The 16,015-nt window shown below is 67.2% G+C and carries 18 protein-coding genes; 5 read left to right on the forward strand and 13 right to left on the reverse strand.

All coding sequences use genetic code 11. From position 1 onward, the window contains the following. Window positions 1-32: 32 nt before the first annotated feature. From GO986_RS18115 to GO986_RS18135, 5 genes are all read right to left on the reverse strand, one after another. Complete coding sequence (locus GO986_RS18115) at window positions 33-917, reverse strand: NAD(P)-dependent oxidoreductase (protein ID WP_157460713.1); 885 nt, start codon at window positions 915-917, stop codon at window positions 33-35. A gap of 321 nt (window positions 918-1,238) precedes the next feature. Then, a complete protein-coding gene (locus tag GO986_RS18120) occupies window positions 1,239-1,769 on the reverse strand; it encodes a hypothetical protein (protein WP_157460714.1) in 531 nt (176 codons plus the stop codon). Window positions 1,770-1,773: 4 nt separating this feature from the next. Further along, window positions 1,774-2,700, reverse strand: coding sequence for a prohibitin family protein (locus GO986_RS18125; protein ID WP_157460715.1), 927 nt, complete (start codon window positions 2,698-2,700; stop codon window positions 1,774-1,776). Window positions 2,701-2,739: 39 nt separating this feature from the next. Then, window positions 2,740-3,120, reverse strand: a complete 381-nt coding sequence (locus GO986_RS18130; RefSeq protein WP_157460716.1) for a YchJ family protein — start codon at window positions 3,118-3,120, stop codon at window positions 2,740-2,742. Window positions 3,121-3,154: 34 nt separating this feature from the next. After that, a complete protein-coding gene (locus tag GO986_RS18135) occupies window positions 3,155-3,472 on the reverse strand; it encodes a hypothetical protein (protein ID WP_157460717.1) in 318 nt (105 codons plus the stop codon). Between the two features lie 137 nt (window positions 3,473-3,609). Between GO986_RS18135 and GO986_RS18140 the strand changes: the two genes are divergently transcribed. Further along, complete coding sequence (locus GO986_RS18140; RefSeq protein ID WP_157460718.1) at window positions 3,610-4,422, forward strand: TrmH family RNA methyltransferase; 813 nt, start codon at window positions 3,610-3,612, stop codon at window positions 4,420-4,422. Then, window positions 4,374-5,561, forward strand: coding sequence for a hypothetical protein (locus GO986_RS18145; RefSeq protein WP_232337881.1), 1,188 nt, complete (start codon window positions 4,374-4,376; stop codon window positions 5,559-5,561). The genes GO986_RS18140 and GO986_RS18145 overlap by 49 nt, the downstream gene beginning before the upstream one ends. Window positions 5,562-5,579: 18 nt before the next feature. Here GO986_RS18145 and GO986_RS18150 read toward each other — a convergent pair whose 3' ends face one another. After that, window positions 5,580-6,053, reverse strand: coding sequence for a response regulator (locus GO986_RS18150; protein ID WP_157460719.1), 474 nt, complete (start codon window positions 6,051-6,053; stop codon window positions 5,580-5,582). A 183-nt stretch (window positions 6,054-6,236) separates the two neighbouring features. Here GO986_RS18150 and GO986_RS18155 point away from each other — a divergent pair, with 183 nt between their 5' ends. Both GO986_RS18155 and GO986_RS18160 read left to right on the forward strand, forming a co-directional pair. Next, window positions 6,237-6,662, forward strand: coding sequence for a maleylpyruvate isomerase N-terminal domain-containing protein (locus GO986_RS18155; protein WP_157460720.1), 426 nt, complete (start codon window positions 6,237-6,239; stop codon window positions 6,660-6,662). A gap of 120 nt (window positions 6,663-6,782) precedes the next feature. Then, window positions 6,783-7,625, forward strand: coding sequence for an MBL fold metallo-hydrolase (locus GO986_RS18160; RefSeq protein WP_198170806.1), 843 nt, complete (start codon window positions 6,783-6,785; stop codon window positions 7,623-7,625). A gap of 53 nt (window positions 7,626-7,678) precedes the next feature. Here the strand turns inward: GO986_RS18160 and argC are convergent, their stop codons facing one another. The 3 genes from argC to GO986_RS18175 all read right to left on the reverse strand — a co-directional run bounded on the left by argC (window position 7,679) and on the right by GO986_RS18175 (window position 11,595). Further along, window positions 7,679-8,728: an N-acetyl-gamma-glutamyl-phosphate reductase gene (argC, locus tag GO986_RS18165; protein WP_157460721.1), complete on the reverse strand. Its 1,050-nt coding sequence runs from the start codon at window positions 8,726-8,728 to the stop codon at window positions 7,679-7,681. 122 nt (window positions 8,729-8,850) lie between these two features. Continuing rightward, window positions 8,851-11,148: a protein translocase subunit SecD gene (gene secD / locus GO986_RS18170; protein ID WP_369409453.1), complete on the reverse strand. Its 2,298-nt coding sequence runs from the start codon at window positions 11,146-11,148 to the stop codon at window positions 8,851-8,853. 99 nt (window positions 11,149-11,247) lie between these two features. Next, window positions 11,248-11,595 (reverse strand): hypothetical protein, encoded by a 348-nt coding sequence (locus GO986_RS18175; protein ID WP_157460722.1) that lies wholly within the window; start codon window positions 11,593-11,595, stop codon window positions 11,248-11,250. 100 nt (window positions 11,596-11,695) lie between these two features. Between GO986_RS18175 and GO986_RS18180 the strand changes: the two genes are divergently transcribed. Further along, a complete protein-coding gene (locus tag GO986_RS18180; protein WP_157460723.1) occupies window positions 11,696-12,208 on the forward strand; it encodes a hypothetical protein in 513 nt (170 codons plus the stop codon). 161 nt (window positions 12,209-12,369) lie between these two features. Here GO986_RS18180 and GO986_RS18185 read toward each other — a convergent pair whose 3' ends face one another. The 4 genes from GO986_RS18185 to GO986_RS18200 all read right to left on the reverse strand — a co-directional run bounded on the left by GO986_RS18185 (window position 12,370) and on the right by GO986_RS18200 (window position 15,931). Then, window positions 12,370-13,506: an acyl-CoA dehydrogenase family protein gene (locus tag GO986_RS18185; RefSeq protein ID WP_157460724.1), complete on the reverse strand. Its 1,137-nt coding sequence runs from the start codon at window positions 13,504-13,506 to the stop codon at window positions 12,370-12,372. Window positions 13,507-13,688: 182 nt separating this feature from the next. Beyond that, the gene (locus GO986_RS18190) at window positions 13,689-14,156 is read right to left on the reverse strand and encodes a type III secretion system chaperone family protein (RefSeq protein ID WP_157460725.1); all 468 of its coding nucleotides are present in this window, start codon (window positions 14,154-14,156) and stop codon (window positions 13,689-13,691) included. Window positions 14,157-14,342: 186 nt separating this feature from the next. After that, on the reverse strand, window positions 14,343-14,876 hold the full coding sequence (locus GO986_RS23285; RefSeq protein WP_304523465.1) for a septal ring lytic transglycosylase RlpA family protein: 534 nt from the start codon (window positions 14,874-14,876) through the stop codon (window positions 14,343-14,345). Beyond that, complete coding sequence (locus GO986_RS18200) at window positions 14,873-15,931, reverse strand: M24 family metallopeptidase (protein ID WP_157460726.1); 1,059 nt, start codon at window positions 15,929-15,931, stop codon at window positions 14,873-14,875. Before GO986_RS18200 ends, GO986_RS23285 begins: the two co-directional genes overlap by 4 nt. Between the last annotated feature and the right edge of the window lie 84 nt (window positions 15,932-16,015).

The following is a 16,015-nucleotide window of genomic DNA, read 5'->3' on the forward strand; positions in this document are numbered from 1 at the left end:
GGGGAGAGCCGCCCTTTTCCCTGCCTCTGCCTTCAGCGCAGTTCCAGATCGTTCATGGCCTCAATCGCTTTCAGGGCGGCTGTATGGTCAGCGTCGGCGCCCACCGTTCGGGCCGCGCCGCGCAGCAGGGCCGCCACCTGGGCGAGCACGGGCGCGCTGCCTCCGACTGCCTGCGTAAGTTCGCTGGCAATCCCCGCGTCCTTGGCCAGCAGGCCCAGAGCAAAGGTGGCGGGAAACTCGCGGGTCAGCACCCGCTGCCCAATCAGGTTCTCGGTGGCGTTGCTGCGGCCACTGCTGGCGTTAATCACGTCCAGGGCTGCGCCCAGCTGCACGCCTGCGCGGCCCAGGACCGCCAGCCCTTCACCCGCCGCCCACAGGTTGACGGCCAGCAGCGCGTTGTTCACGGCCTTGACGGCAAACCCCGCCCCTGTGCCCCCCACATGCACCACCTTGCGGGCAAAGGCCAGAGCCGGCTGAACCTGCGCCAGCGTGGCCGCGTCGCCGCCCACCATGACCGTCAGAGTGCCGGCCTGTGCGCCCACTGTGCCGCCGCTGACAGGGGCGTCGAGAAAAGGAATGCCCCGCGCGGCCAGCGTCTCCTGCTGGCGCCGCGCGGCGTCTGGGTGGCCACTGGTACAGTCCACCCAGACGGTGCCGGGCCGCAGGTGCGGCAGCAGGGTCTGCATCACCTCGTCCACCTCACTGCTGGTGGGCAGGCAGGTCAGCAGCAGGTCGGCCTGCGCGGTGTCGGTCAGGGCAACCGCCAAGCTGCCGTGCTGCTCGGCGTGGGCCTCGGCGCGGCCGGGTGTGCGGTTCCACACCAGCGCCTGTCCGCCCTGTGCCTGTGCCTGCTGCGCCAGGTGCGCCGCCATCGGAAAGCCCATCGCGCCGAGTCCCAGAAAAGCCGTTCGTATCATGTCCGCAGGCTAAGGGATGGAGGGGGCGTGTCATCCGGGTGAACTGGACCAGCACCCGCCTGGGGCCAAATCCCTGGCAAGGGCTGCCGACGGTGCTCGCGCTACTAACGCCATGCTCGTTGGCTCGTTGTGACGCTGCCCGCCTAAGTAGTCGCTGTTCCCAGCGATAGGGTTGGCGACCACCTGAAGCAACTCTGCGCTGTCGTCCGTTGGCGTGAGAGGGTCAGGTGGGGTACGCCACTCGCTTGAACGTGCCCGGCAAGTCACCCGTCACAGGGAAGCCCACTGCTCAGCCCTCTCTCCAGTGCCTAAAACCAGAAGTTACTTCTCAGGGTCTGGCGCCTTTGCCAGTACCAGTTCCCCTGCACCAAAGCGCTCACGCAGAAAGCGGCCCTGGGTCAGCAGGCGGTCGGCGGCCGCGTGGTCGCGGCGCAGGGCCTCGCGCACGCCGTCTTCCAGCAGGGTCAGCTGCTCGGCCAGCAGCACTTCAGCCGGCTGGCCCTGCTGGCGCAGCGTGGCCTGGGCTTCCGGGGTCAGGGCCAGGTAGGCGTGCAGGGTGTCGGGGAGGTAGCGCTCCTGCGTCTGCGTCAGCAGGTAGCGGCTGCGGGGGTCAGTCTCGCCAGCGGCCAGCGCGTCTCTGACACCGCACAGCAGCGCCCACGCGCGGGCACGCGCCGGCTCGGGCAGACGCAAGGCCAGCGTCTCGGGTCCGGGGAGAACAGCAGGTGGCGGCGCGGGCAGCGCATCTGGACGCCGTTCTGGCGGGAGGGCGCGCCCCCGTTTGGTCGTGTTGTCCACATACACGATGCCGATCACACCTGCAAAAATAACGATGAGCAGCAAGACCACCATGCGTTCAGTTGCCGGTCTTGGGCTTGGTCAGGTTGGCCACGTCCAGCAGAAAGTTGCCGTCACTGGGCAGCATGACAGTCTGGATGCCGGGCGAGAGCTTCTCGGCGACTGTCAGCTGAATCAGCTGCGGGTTTTCGCGCAGCGCCCGGCCGCGCAGCGACAGCGCCTCAGCCTCGCCGCGCGCCTTGGCCACCGAAGCCTTGGCCGCGCCTTCGGCCTCCACCACCGCCCGCTGCGCGCTGATGTTGGCCTGTTGCAAACGGTTTTTTTCGACGGCTACCTGCTGCTCGGCCGTCTGCTTTTGCTCGATGGCCTTGGCCACGCTGTCGGGAATCCGCAGTTCGCGCAGCAGCACGCTGTCCAGCACGAGGTTATTGCGCTCGAACACCTGACGCAGCGCTGTAGTGATGCTCGCCTCCACCGCCTGCCGCTGCGTGCTGATCAGGTCGGCGGCGCTGAACTGCCCGATGGCGTCGCGCACCTTGCTGCGCACCTGGGGCCGAATGACCGTTTGCAGGTAGTTGCGTCCCAGTTCTTTGTGCAGGATGGCGGCCTTGGCGCGGTCAATCCGGAACTGCACGGTCACGTCCGCCGTGATGTCCAGGCCCTCCTGGCTGCGCGCCCGGATGGCGCCCTCGTCGCCGTCGTTGATGTTGTGGGCGAGCGTCACTTCCTGCAGTCGGGCGTCGTAGAGGTTCACGCGGTCCACAAACGGCATCAGCAAATGGATGCCTTCTTGCCGTACGCCCGACTTCACACCGCTGAAGGCGCTGAAGACCACGCCCACATACCCGGCTGGAATGACCTTGAGGCTCTGACTTAGCAGCAGCGCGGCGGCCACCACCCCGCCGATGGCCCACGCGGCCCGCCGGCCTGGCGGGCGCACCTGAAGCGGCCTGGTGGTGTTGCGGGTGGTCTGGCTGTCCGTCATGCCTCATGCTACGCGCTGGCTTGGCGGGCGGTTCCCGGCTTACGCTTCCTCGACTTCGCGCAGGTACAGCCACTGTTCGCCGTCCTGCCGAAAGAGGCTGCGTTCCCGGAAGCTGTAGCGCTCGCCACCTTCCAGTTTCAGCTGCGCCGTAAAGTCCACCTCGTTTCCCTGGGCACTGTGGACCCGCAGGCCCACGTAGCGGGTGCCGCCCTGGAGGTTCAGGGTGTCTGGCCGGGTGTCGGGGTGCCAGGTGCGCAGCACATACGCGGCGTCGCCCAGCGCGTAGGCCGAGTACCGAGAGCGCATCAGGGCCTCGGGGCTGGGGGCCGGGGCGCCCGCGTGCAGCGGCGAGCAGCAGTGCGCGTAGCTGCGGCCCGACCCACAGGGGCATGACTTGAAGGGGGGATACGCCAGCGCCATGCGCCCACCCTAGAGCATCTGCCCCCCGCCGGCATCAGCCCAGAATCAAGGTGCCGCCTTCTTCGGTGGCCACGCACACCGCTGCCCGGAGGTCGGCTGCTCCTTCCTGAAGCCGCTGCGAGCGGGCTGGATCATGCAGCTCGTCTCGCCACTGCCCCGGCAGGTCACGGCGCAGCCACTCGGCTTCAACGGCGTCAACCTCGCTGAGCAGCTGGGCCAGGTCGGCTGGGCGGCTGAGCTTCAGCCCACTGGCGTAAGCCCCCGAAAGCAGCGGCAGCCCCAGGTCAGCGGCGGCCGAGGCATAAAAGTCCCCGAAAAGACTGTCAGAAGCGATGGGGGCCTCAAAATGCATCAGCGTTTCTGAGCCGGACGCCTGTTCTGCGTTCTGGGGGTTCCCTTTCCGGGGCGGGCGAACGCTCTGGACAGAGACAGCAAAGCTCATAACGGGCGCCCGGCAGAGGAGAACATCACCCGGCATAATGACAGGTCATGAGTGTGCCGGAAGCCATCACCTCCCTGCAAAATCCGCAGGTCAAGCGGCTCGTGCGCCTGCGCGAGCGCCGCGAACGCGAGCGGGACGGCGTTCTGCTCATTGAGGGTGCCCGCGAACTGTCCCGCGCCCTGCAGGCCGGCCTGCAACCCGAAACCGTCTACCTGTGCCCGGCCCTGTACAGCCCCGACGCCGCTGGCCTGGCCCCGTCACTGCCGGGTGCGACGGGGCTAAGCCGCGCCGCCTTTGAAAAGGTCAGTGGCCGCGAGCATCCCGACGGCGTGCTGGCGGTGGTGGCTGCGCCGCGACCTACGCTGCCTGAACCCGGCCCCGACGCCGTGGTGGTGGTGCTGCACGGCCTGGAAAAACCCGGCAACGTGGGCGCCATTCTGCGCAGTGCCGACGCCGCCGGCGCCCAGAGTGTGCTGGTGCTGGGGCGCGGCGCTGACCCCTACGGCCCCAATGTCATCCGGGCCTCTCAGGGCAGCGTGTTTACCCTGCCGGTGGCCGCGCTGCCCGAGGACGAGGCGCTCGCGTGGCTGCGTGAACGCGGCTTTACGACCTTCGCCTGCACCCCTGACGCCCCGCGCAGCTACTGGGACGCGCCCCTGACCGGCCGGGTGGCGCTGCTGCTGGGCACCGAACACGAGGGCCTGCCCCCCCACTGGCGCGCGGCTGACCAGGCCATCGGGATTCCCATGCACGGGGCGCGGGGCGCCGATTCCCTGAACGTGGCCACCGCCGCCGCGCTGGTGCTGTACGAATGTGCCCGGCAGCGCCGCGCCGCGCCGACCGGACCGGCAGCGTCATGAGCGCCGACCCCTACCGCGACTGGCTCAAAGCCCGCCTGAGCGTCGAACTGGGCGTGCGGGAAGCCGAGCAGGCCGTGCAGGGCGCCATTCAGCGCCGGGGCTGGCCCGCGCTTAGGGCACTGGGCCCCCGCGATGTGGTGGCCGTCTTGCAGGACGTCTACACCCTGATGCGTGATGAGTACGGCGACGCCCGCGCCGACAAATGGCTGGAAGGCACCACGCTGGACCTGGCCCGCTTCGCCGAAACCATGCCGGTGCCGGCCCAGCCCACGCCTGGCCCGATTGCGCCCGCCCCCAGGGCGGTCAAGTGGGGCCGCCGCGCCCACGACCTGCCGCTGCTGCTGGCCCGGTCCCACGCCGAGATTGCCGGGCGCAGTCTGGCCGCCATTCGCCAGAACCCTGATCTGCGCGCCCTGGAACGCGCCGCTGAGTGGGACTGCCAGGCCACGCAGGCCGAGGTCCGGCGCTGGGAAACCGAGGAAATGCTGAGCAAGCTGCGCGCCGACCACGCCCGCCTGGAGGTGGCCGATCAGGTGGCCGCCGCCGCCGCCCAGAGTGAGCTGCTGGGCCTGAACGTGGCCGAGCTGGAAGAGGCGGCTCAGGCCGGGCAGCCCGTGGCCGGTCAACTGGCCCATACCCGCCTGATGGCCGGGCAGACCGCCGCCTTTCTGGAAGCCTTCACGCCTCTGATTGACCTGAACGACGCCGATACGCCTCTGACCATGCTCAGCGTGGACCTGAACACAGCCCGCTTCTCGCTGGGGGTGCCCCTGCACCCAAATGTGCTGCGCGCCCGCCACGCCCTGAATTACGCCCAGTGGCAGGCCGGCGACGCCAGCGAGAACGCCCCCCAGGTGGTTCAGGCCGGGCGGGCGCTGCACGCTGCGCAGCAGGAAGCCCAGGCTCAGCTGGACGGCACCCTGGGCGCCGCCCGCGCCCATCAGGCCGCGCTGCGGGACCTGGCCGCTCAGGTGGAAGCTCTGGAACGCCGCGCCCTACAGCTGTCTCAGCTGGGCAGCGACGCCCTCAGTCTGGCCCGCGTGCGCCTAGAATGGCGTCAGGTCCGCACCGCCGCCCGCGTGCAGGCCCACCGCCTGGAAGAAGCCCTGCGGCTCCTTGAAGCGCTGGTCAGCGAGTAGGGGACCTCTCCCCAGGCACTAGGCCGAGCGCTGCTTGGCCAGCGGCCCCTGTGGCCCCGGCACCCGCACAATCGTGACCATATAGCGCCCCAACGCCTGAATAGCGGCGTAAAAGCGGCTGAATTCCACGGGCTTGACCACATAGCTGGCCGCAAAGGCTTCATAGGAGCGCAGGATGTCTTCTTCGGCTTCACTGGTGGTCAGCATGATGACGGGAATGGTCATCAGGGCGGGGTCGCGCTTGATTTCCCTCAGCGTTTCCAGGCCGTTCATGCGGGGCATATTGATGTCGAGCAGAATCACGTCGGGGCGGGGCATGTTGCCGGGCGTCCGCAGCCTTTCAAGCGCCTCGACACCGTCGCGGGCGACATGCAGTTCATTGGTGATGCCCGCCTCGGCAAACGCTTCCTGGGTCAGCAGGATATCGGGTTCGCTGTCTTCTACCAGCAGAATCTGAATGGCAGTGGAGCGGGTGGGGTCGGCATGCGTCATGGGAATCCTTGTCTGGGTGAGCTGAAACAAAGATTGCCCCCCTCTGAACGGTAGTGTGGCAGCCCCGCCTGAGCGCTGCCCCCGGCTGAGCTTTAGGGTCTCAGGACGTGCCCTTGAGGCACCCTTGAGACCTGCGTCAGGCTGGCGCCGCCTGGCAGCAGGCCGCCTGTTACCCTGGGTCCCATGAACGTGCTGCAATTCTCACTGCTGGGCGGCGCGGCTTTCGCATCGGCGGCCGATCTGCTAGCGGGTCTGACCTTTGCCGAAGCGACCCGCCCAGTACCGGGCGTTCCCTATACCCTGGCCGAGGTGCTGAGTCACCTCAGCATCACCCAGCGCGCCAGCCTCGACCTGGCGTCCGGGCGCGCCCAGGCGTGGCCCGAGAACCTGGCGGTCTGGCCCGACACCCCGCCCACCGAAGCCGAATTTGGTGCCCTGCTGGCCGAACTCCACGCTGGCCTGGCCGAAGCGCAGGTGCTGGCCGGAGACCCATCCAGCCGCGCCCGCGACGTGCTAACTGACCTGGCGGTTCACAGCGCCTACCACTGGGGTCAGGTGGCCCTGCTGCGCCGCCTGCAAGGCACCTGGCCAGCAGTGGACCAGACGTAAAGTGACAGCTGAATCTTAGCCTGTCGCCATCCGGCCTCTCACCTGGCCTGTGAGAAGAACAGTCTCGCGCTCCTTCTTGACGGACCGCACCCAGAACAAACGTCTGTTAGCCTGCGGCCCATGACTTGGCATCAGCAGCGGCAGATCGGTGACGTGACCGTCCATTCCCTCACCGACGGGCAATTCCGATTGGACGGCGGCGCCATGTTCGGCAGCGTCCCCAAGACCCTCTGGGAGCGCGTAGCCCCGGCCGACGACCTCAACCGCATTCGGCTGCGCACCAATCCCCTGCTGATTCGCCTAAACGGCGAGAACATTCTGGTCGAGACCGGTTTCTGGGACCAGGGCGGCGAGAAGTTTGAAGCCATATACGGCCTGGAACGCGACGAGACGGTCTTTCGTGGTCTGGACGCCCTGGGCCTGCGCCCAGAGGACATTCACCTCGTTATCAACACCCACCTGCACTTTGACCACGCCGGGCGCAACGTGACCCTGACGGGCGACCCCACCTTTCCGAACGCCCGCTACGTGGTGCAGCGCCAGGAACTGCACGACGCCCGCCACACCCACGAACGCAACCGCGCCAGTTATCTGGCGGCCTACATCGAGCCCATAGCTGACGCGGGCCTCTTTGACGTGGTGGACGGTGAACACGAGCTGCGCCCCGGCCTGAGCGTGCTGCCCCTGCCGGGCCACAACCTGGGCCAGCAGGGCGTGGTGCTGCGGGCTGGCGGGCAGACCCTGGTGTATGTGGCGGACTTGATTGCCACCCTGGCGCACGCCCCCACCGCGTACATCATGGGTTACGACCTCTATCCGGTAACCACACTAGAGACCCGCAAGCAGTACCTGGGTCAGTGGTTCGAGGAAGGCGCAGTGATCTGCACGCCGCACGACCCCGACGTGGCCTTTGCGCAGTTGCAGGCCAACCCGAAAGGCGGCTTTGTGCTCAAAGGCCTGTAGGCCGTGGGGTGCCGGGTGGAGGAGCGGGTAAGTTCCTCCACCCTCCCATCTGCTTACGCCGGATGCAGGCCCGCGAACTCCAGCCCCGCCGTCTCGGGCCAGTCAAAGGCAATGTTCAGGCTCTGAATGGCGTGGCCCGCCGTGCCCTTGACCAGGTTGTCGATGGCGCTCATCAGCACCACGCGGCCGGTGTCGAGGTCCATCTCGAAGCCCAGGTCGCAGTAGTTGGTGCCGTCCAGCAGCATGGGGTCGGGGTAGCGGTGAATGCCCTTGGCGACCTTGACGATGCGGATAAAGGGTTCCTGGCTGTAGACCTCGCGGTAGGCACTCCAGACATCGCGGTCGCTGTAGCCGTCAGGAATCCAGGCGTGCGCCGTGGTCAGGATGCCGCGCACGCGCGGGGTGGAAATGGCCGTCAGGTGCAGTGGAAAATGCCCCGGCAGTTCCTGCTGCGCCTCGGCCGTGTGGCGGTGGCCCACCGGCTTGTAGACCCGCAGGGACCCGGCCCGCTCCGGGTGGTGGCTGCCGTCGGTGGCACTGGCGCCGGCCGCGCTGGATCCCACCAGACCGGTGGCAATGATGTCCTTGGGCAGCAGCACCCCCAGCTTCAGCAGTGGGTACAGCGCCAGAATCACGCTGGTGGCAAAGCAGCCGGCGCAGGCGATGCGGGCGGCGCCCCGCAGGTCCTCGCGGTGCAGTTCCGGGTTGCCGTACACCCAGTTCCCCAGGGCGTCGGGTGTGGGGTGCGCCTCGCCGTAGGTCGCCTGATACACCTCGGGGTCTTTCAGCCGGAAATCGGCCGAGAGGTCCACGATCACCCTGGCCTTGCCCTCAAATTCTCCAATCCTTTTGGCGGCGTGACCATGCGGCAGCGCCAGCACGATGATGTCGGCCTCATCCAGTTCAGCGGCTTTGCGAAATTTGAGGGTGGTGCGGCCACGCAAGTTGGGGTGAACCAGGCTGACCGGCGTGCCCGCATGGCGCTCACTCGTCACCTGGGTGACGTTCAGGTGCGGATGCCCCAGCGCCAGGCGCAGGAATTCGCCGCCCGCGTACCCACTGCCGCCGACAATGGCGACCCTCTTCTGTTCGTGCAGACTCATCGGCAGGCAGCATAGCGCACAGCGGGCCGCCTCTTATTCATTTGCAAATAACGTGGCTCAATTTATTGCCAAACGCAAACACCCCTACCGGTCAGGCAGGGGTGCGGGGAAGCGGGTTCCGGTCAGACCTTGGCGGCCTGGCCCCCGGCCCGGCGGCGGCGGTTCCACTCCTCGAAGTAGACCACCAGCGGCGCCACGATATAGATACTCGAGTAGGTCCCGATCAGAATCCCGACCAGCAGCACCAGGCTGAAGTCCCGCAGCACGGGGCCGCCGAAAATCAGCAGGCTCAGGAGGGGCAGCATGGTGCTGACCGAGGTCATGATGGTGCGTGACAGCGTCTGGTTGATAGAGGTGTTCACGATGTCGCGGTAGGACTTGCCGCGCATCTCCTTGATGTTCTCGCGGATGCGGTCCGACACGATAATCGAGTCGTTGAGCGAGTAGCCGATCAGGGTGAGCAGCGCCGCCACGCTGGCAATCGAGAATTCCAGCCCCAGCAGCGAGTACAGGCCCATCACAATGGCCACGTCGTGCAGCACCGCCAGAATGCTGCCCATCCCCATGATGAAGTCAAAGCGGAAGCCCACATAAATCAGAATCAGGCCCATGCCCAGGAGAACCGCGTACAGGGTCTTCTGGGTCAGCTCCTGGCCGACGGCGGGGCCGACCGTTTCGTCGGACTGCTTGGAACCCTGGGGCAGCTTCTCGATGGCCGCCGCCACACGGTTGATCTCGTCGCGCGTCAGTTCGGGCACCTTGATGGTGTAGGACGCCCCGGTCAGGCCGGGCGTGACGGTGCGCTGAATAACGGTGCTTTGCGGCGTGACCTTGTCCACACCCGCGCCCGCAGCAGCGGTGCGCACCTGTTCGGTGCTGGTCTCGGCGCTGGTCTTGATGGCAATGGTCGTGCCGCTGGTAAAATCCACCCCGAAGTTCAGGCCCTTAACCGCCAGCACCGCGCCCCCGGCAATCGCCAGCAGCACGCTGAGGGTCGTAATAATCGTCGCCGGCCTGATGAAGTCGATGCGCGTGTCTTTGATCCACTGCGGCGCGCTCATGGTGGGGCGGCGCTCCGAGAGCCACTGGATAAACCACTTGGCGAACACCAGGTTCGAGAAGGTGGACGCCACCACGCCGATAATCAGCGTCACCGCAAAGCCTTTGACGGCCCCCGTGGAGTAGTTGTACAGCGCCAGGGCCGACAGCAGGTGCGAGGCGTTCACGTCCAGAATGGCGGCCGTCGAGTGGTCGTACCCGGCCCGGATGGAATTCTTGATGCCCTTGCCCCGGAACAGTTCCTCCTTGATGCGCTCGAAGGAAATCACGTTGCCGTCCACGGCCGCGCCGATGGTCAGCACCAGACCGGCGATCCCTGGTAGGGTCAGCGTGGCACCGAAGCCCGCCAGCAGGCCCAGAATCACCACGCTGGAAAACAGCAGGCCCAGTGCGCCCACCAGGCCAAACCAGAAGCCGTAATAGGCGAACAGCATCACGAACACCAGGGCAATACCCACCAGCGCGGCAATGGCGCCGCTGCGAATGGCGTCGGCGCCCAGGGTCGGCCCAATCGAGCGCTCGGCCTCGGTCTTGATCTTGATCGGCAGCGCGCCGCTCTTCAGCACCAGGGCCAGCTGGTTGGCTTCCTCGGGGCTGAAGTTGCCAGTGATCTGCACGTCGCGGAACAGGCGGACCTGAATGGTGGCCACCGACTGAATCTGGTCGTCCAGCACCACGGCCATTAGTTTGCCCACGTTCTTGCCGGTAAAGTCACCGAACGTCTGGGCGCCCTTGTCGGTGTTCTGGAAGGTCACGACCCAGCGCCCGCTCTGGGGGTCGGTGCCGGCCTGGGCGTCCTGAATGACTTCCCCGGTGGCCTGCACTGGCCCCAGCTGCGCCAGGGTGTAGCCTCCGGTGCGCGGGTTGCTCTGCTGGAGGGTGGGGTCCGGCTGCGCCCCGTCCTGCACGACACGGAATTCCAGCCGCGCCGTCTGCTTGATGATGTTGCGCGCCCGGTCCTGCACGGCAGGGGTAGCGCCGGGAATCTCCACGACCACGCGCTTGCCGCCCGCGATGGTCACGGTGGGCTCGGCCACGCCCAGCGCATTGATGCGGTTCTCGATCACCGTTTTGACGCGGTCAAGTTCGGCGCGGGAGGCGGTGCCGCTTTCGGGGGCCAGCTCGATGCGCAGGCCGCCCTTGAGGTCCAGGCCCAGGGTCATGAACTGGAACTTGTCGTTCCACAGCGTCCAGGGCGCGTCGCGGTGTTCCCAGGGACGCCAGATGTAGGCCAGGCTGGCCAGTAGCGTGAGCAGCAGCAGGAGGCCTGTCCAGAGGTTCGGTTTGCTGGCGGTGGGGGCGCTGCGCCGGGGGGGCGTGCGCCGGCCATTTTTGTTGTTGTTGCGGTTGCCGTAGGTCACAGAAAAGCTCCGTGGAAAGAAAGGGGGCGAGGGGTCAAGGTAGGCGGCGGGCCGTCTAGAGGGCCGCGTTGCCCGACCGGGCGGCTGAGCGGCCTGCTCTCAGCCGCCGTCGGTTTGCCGCCGCCCCAGCAGACTCAGGGAAGGGCGGGGCGTCGGCTCGGTCCACCTGGGCTGAACCGCCACAGCGCCGTGGTGGAGGCGCGGCAGCCAGATGGGTTCGGGCGGTGTCCCCGGCACCAAAGGTACAGGAGACGCTGGGGCGGCGGGCGGGCGCAGTTCGGGCAGGGCCGGCGTCAGGCGCCCGGCAGCGGCGGTCTCGGGGCCGGGGCTGGGCAGGCTGGGGGCAGTGCCCAGCAGCACGGCCAGCAGCGACACCAGTGTCACCAGGCCAGGCCACGCGGTCAGCCCACGCTGCCACGCCCCTGACCACCACGCCCGGTCTCGCAAAGCGGTGCAGTCTAGCGCACCGGCTTTAGCCGCGACTTAACACCCTGGCCCCACACTGCGCGCGTGGTGAAGCACTCGCACGCCACCTAGGAGCGTACCCATGAAAAGACTGCCCCTCATTGCCCTGGCCGCCCTGCCCCTGACCCTCGGTCTCGTCCTGGCCCAGCAAACGGCCAGCTCGGCCCAGACGGCCCAGCGGACCCAACCGGCCCAGTCGGGGCCGCGCACACCCGGCGCCCAGCCCCAGCCTGCTCCCCGCCCCCAGGGCGCCGCTCCCCAGAACACGGACACCAACTACGCCGACGTGTTCCTGCAAAAGCTGGCGGCGCAGCTGGGCACCACCGCCGCCAAACTCAAGGCCGCTGCCGTGACCGCTGGCGGCGCCACCCTGGACCAGGCCGTGAAAGCGGGCGACCTTCCCAGTGACCGCGCCGCCGAGATCAAAGGGCGCCTCCAGACCAGTCCCTTCTCGCTTGGTGGACACGGCTTCGGTGGGCTTGGCGGCCCCGGCATGCGCGGTGACCACAACCACCGTGGCCCCGGCGGCCCGCGCGGCGAAGCGCCGGAGGGCCAGGCCGCACCGGCTGACGAATCGGCCGCCAGCGGCACCTGATACAGATTCCGATTGAATCGAGCAGGAACAGATGCGGATTCCGCTTCATTGCAGCACAGCCGGACAGGCACCGTCTGCGCTTCCATATCGCGAAATCCGTATGAGCGCACCACAACAAGGGAACCGCCACATCTCTGGGCGGTTCCCTGTTGACGGCTTGGTTACTTGAGGAGGGTGCGGCTGATGACCACGCGCTGAATCTCGTTGGTGCCCTCGTAAATCTGGTTCAGCTTCACGTCGCGCAGCAGCTTCTCGACCGGGTACTCGCCCACATAGCCGTAGCCCCCATGCACCTGAATGCCCTCGTTGGCGGCGTCAAAGGCCATCTCGCTGCAGTAGGCCTTGGCAATGGCACTCTCGAAGCCGTGCGGCTGCCCCTGGTCCACCAGCCACGCCGCTTTCTGGTACATCAGGCGGCCGGTTTCGATGCCAATGGCCATCTCGGCCAGCTTGAACTGAATCGCCTGAAAGCTGGTAATGGGCTTCCCAAACGCCTCGCGCTCCTTGGCGTACTTGACGCTCTCGTCCAGAGCCCGGCGGGCAATGCCCACGGACCCGGCGGCGACCGGAATGCGCGTCTTGTCCAGCGTCTTCATGGCAATCTTGAAGCCGTCGCCCAGGCCGCCCAGCTGGTTGTCACGCGGCACCCGGACGTTCTCGAACACCAGTTCGCTGGTCAGGCTGGCGCGCTGGCCCATCTTGTGCTTGATCTTGTTCCAGGTAAAGCCCGGCGCGTCCTTGGGCACCACCAGCGCCACCGTGGCCCGGTGTCCGCCCCCCTTGTCGGTGGTGGCAAAGACCACCGTGATCTCGGCCAGGCCACCGTTGGAAATCCACATCTTGGTGCCGTTGATGACCCACTCGTCGCCGTCCAGCACGGCCGTGGTGCCCATGGCGGCGGCGTCCGACCCGTTGTTCGGTTCGCTCAGTGCGAAGGCGGCCAGCCCGGCTTTCTCGGTTAGAGGCGTCAGGAACCGCTGCTGCTGTTCCTCGGTGCCGCCAATCAGAATCGGGGCAATGCCCAGTTCGCTGGCCATCAGGACGGTGTAGATGCCCATGCAGCCGTAGGCGAGTTCCTCACCAATCAGGCACTCGTCAAACATGCCCAGCCCCAGGCCGCCCGCGTGCTCAGGAATAGACGGGTTGAGCAGGCCCACCTCAAACGCCTTTTGCACGACCTGCCAGGGCAATTCTTCCTTCTGGTCGTATTCGGCGGCAATCGGCATAATCTCTTTGCGCGCAAAGTCGCGCGCCAGCTGCTGCAACTGACGTTGCTCGTCGGACAGGGTGAAATCCATGCAAAGCTCCTTTTGGTGCGTGCGCCCTGGTCGGCGCCACAGGTTTAGACTGGGTCTAATCTTATCAGGGAGAGGACCGGCAGCAAAAACAATTGTGAGACAAAAATTTCACGCGCTAGAATTATCGTGAAACAAATCACTTACCTCTATTAAAAAGAAGCGGGCCTGAACCCGCCTCCCCTTTACGCCTGGGGCTGCTGAACTTGCATGCCGCCCTGGGGCACAAAGCCTTCCAGCGCCGCATAGTCGTCCTGGAAGTGCATCAGCACGCCGCCAAACAGCGTGTCGAAGGTTTCCTGGGGCATCTCGGCCAGGGTGGGGTAGAAGCCCACGTACTCCAGCCAGACGTTGCCGTCGGCATCGATGCTGCGGGCGAAGGCGCGCTCGCGGTTGCGGTCGTTGAGCATGTACACGACTTCCTCGCGGCGGTCACCGTACTGCTTCTGGGTCACGCAGGTGACTTCCAGGCGGCTGGTGTTGTTGGGGCCGTCGTTGACGCTGACCAGCACGGCCGCGTCGCCCATCTCGAAGCGCCAGCCCATGCGAATAAAGCGCTGACCGTTGTTCTCTTCCATGTCCAGCTGGACTTCCTTGTCCTTCAGGTACTTGGCCAGGGTGTCCAGGGTCAGCAGCGCCGTTTCCATCGTCATTGAAACCATCCTCCTCGGTGGGTGAAGCACATCAGCATGTCTGTGTGTGGTTGAAACCCGAACGATTCTATCACCCTGCACCCCTGGGGCTGGCCTTATGAGGCCCCAGCCGAATCCGAACGTGCTCCTTGGTTCAGCCTGACAGGCAGGAAGAAGGAACACATTCGGAGGTGCAGGCAATCTGGATCAGGGGCGGCGCAGGACCGTCAGGGTCACGGGCGCCACGCCCTCGCTGACCATCCCCAGCGCGGCCGCCGCCTCGTCCGAGAGGTCAATGACGCGCGCGCTGTTGCCAAAGGGCCCCCGGTCGTTAATTAGCACGTCCACGCTGCGCCCGGTGCGGGTGTGCGTCACGCGCACCCAGGTGCCAAACGGCAGGGTCAGGTGGGCGGCCGTCATCACGGTGCGGGCGTCGCGCCTTCCCCCGTAGTACACCGCCTGGCCGCGCTGAAATACGCTGGCTGGGCTCGGGCTGGCGGGGGCCACACTGGCTCGCAGTACCGGCCGCGCCGGAATATCGGCCGCGCTGCTGCCCGGCAACTGCACCACCTCACCCGCCCGCAGCAGGCGGTCGCCGCCATTGACGCGCTGTAACTCGGCCACGCTGACCCCCGCCTGGCGCGAGAGGCTCCACCACGTCTCGCCGGCCTGGACCCGGTGCGGCGCCGCCTGGGCCGTGCCCAGCAGCGCGCAGAGCAGCAGCAGCCCTGGCCTGCTCAAAGGCGCTCCTTCTCGCTGTGGCTGAGGACTTCATACCCGTCCTCGGTGACCAGCACGAGGTCTTCAATGCGCACGCCGCCCACACCCGGCAGATACGCCCCCGGCTCAATGGTGATGACCATGCCGGCTTGCAGCACGTCCGGGCTGGGTTGGTGCAGGCTGCGCAGGCCCGGCGCCTCGTGGACCTCCAGGCCGATGCCGTGGCCCAGGGAATGCGCGAACGCCTCGCCCAGGCCGTGCCCGGTCAGGATGTCGCGCGCCAGAGTGTCGAGGTCAGCGGCGCGCACGCCCGGCCGCACCGCCTGCACGGCGGCCTCCTCGGCTTCCAGCACTGCGCGGTAGACGCGGCGCAGATCCTCGCCCGGCTCGCCGACGGCCACCGTGCGCGTCATGTCGCTGTTGTACCCGCGCAGCCGCGCGCCCATGTCCACCGTCACCAGGTCGCCGTCCTCAATCACCCGTTCGGACGCGACGCCGTGCGGCATGGCCCCGCGCGGCCCGCTCGCCACGATGATGTCAAAAGCACTCGCGGCGCCCGCTCGGCGCAGGCGCAGTTCGATCTCCAGGGCGATGTCCAGTTCGCGCACCCCGGCCCGAATCAGGGGGCGCACTTCAGCAAACACCTGGTCGGCCAGCACCTGCGCGTCCCGGATGGCCTCGATTTCCGCCGCGTCCTTGACCGTGCGGATGTCGCGCAGCAGGGTGCCCAGCGGCTCCAGGGTTGTGCCGGGCCAGTAGGTACGAAGTTCGTCCAGCGCCGCCACGGTCAGGTGGTCGGCCTCGAACCCCAGGCGCAGCCCGTCCACCTGTGCGGCGGCGTGCTCCAGGGTGGCGGGCGGGCGCGCAATAAAGGAGGGCAGGCGCGTTTCCTCCCCGGCCTGCACCTCGTAGCGCGCGTCGGTGTACAGCGTGACGCCTCCCGGCGTGACCAGCAGCTTGGCGTCGGCGCCGCTGCTAAAGCCGCTGAGCAGCCGGATGTTGGCCGGACTGCTCAGCCACGCGCCGTCCAGGCCCGCCCGCGACAGCCCCGCACGCAACTGTTCAAGTTGAGTCATGACGGGCACGGTAACACGGCCCGGCCAGCCGCCTCATTTGTCCCCGGTCTGGGGACAGGCGTGCGGCGGCATGAGCCACTGCGC

This window comes from Deinococcus arboris, from assembly GCF_009755355.1.
Classification (GTDB): Bacteria; Deinococcota; Deinococci; order Deinococcales; family Deinococcaceae; genus Deinococcus; species Deinococcus betulae.

Coding starts and splice junctions, on each gene's coding strand:
- GO986_RS18115 (WP_157460713.1), bottom strand. CDS start 917: ATGATACGAACGGCTTTTCTGGGACTCGGCGCGATGGGCTTTCCGATG.
- GO986_RS18120 (WP_157460714.1), bottom strand. CDS start 1,769: ATGGTGGTCTTGCTGCTCATCGTTATTTTTGCAGGTGTGATCGGCATC.
- GO986_RS18125 (WP_157460715.1), bottom strand. CDS start 2,700: ATGACGGACAGCCAGACCACCCGCAACACCACCAGGCCGCTTCAGGTG.
- GO986_RS18130 (WP_157460716.1), bottom strand. CDS start 3,120: ATGGCGCTGGCGTATCCCCCCTTCAAGTCATGCCCCTGTGGGTCGGGC.
- GO986_RS18135 (WP_157460717.1), bottom strand. CDS start 3,472: ATGCATTTTGAGGCCCCCATCGCTTCTGACAGTCTTTTCGGGGACTTT.
- GO986_RS18140 (WP_157460718.1), top strand. CDS start 3,610: ATGAGTGTGCCGGAAGCCATCACCTCCCTGCAAAATCCGCAGGTCAAG.
- GO986_RS18145 (WP_232337881.1), top strand. CDS start 4,374: ATGTGCCCGGCAGCGCCGCGCCGCGCCGACCGGACCGGCAGCGTCATG.
- GO986_RS18150 (WP_157460719.1), bottom strand. CDS start 6,053: ATGACGCATGCCGACCCCACCCGCTCCACTGCCATTCAGATTCTGCTG.
- GO986_RS18155 (WP_157460720.1), top strand. CDS start 6,237: ATGAACGTGCTGCAATTCTCACTGCTGGGCGGCGCGGCTTTCGCATCG.
- GO986_RS18160 (WP_198170806.1), top strand. CDS start 6,783: ATGACTTGGCATCAGCAGCGGCAGATCGGTGACGTGACCGTCCATTCC.
- argC (WP_157460721.1), bottom strand. CDS start 8,728: ATGAGTCTGCACGAACAGAAGAGGGTCGCCATTGTCGGCGGCAGTGGG.
- GO986_RS18180 (WP_157460723.1), top strand. CDS start 11,696: ATGAAAAGACTGCCCCTCATTGCCCTGGCCGCCCTGCCCCTGACCCTC.
- GO986_RS18185 (WP_157460724.1), bottom strand. CDS start 13,506: ATGGATTTCACCCTGTCCGACGAGCAACGTCAGTTGCAGCAGCTGGCG.
- GO986_RS18190 (WP_157460725.1), bottom strand. CDS start 14,156: ATGACGATGGAAACGGCGCTGCTGACCCTGGACACCCTGGCCAAGTAC.
- GO986_RS18200 (WP_157460726.1), bottom strand. CDS start 15,931: ATGACTCAACTTGAACAGTTGCGTGCGGGGCTGTCGCGGGCGGGCCTG.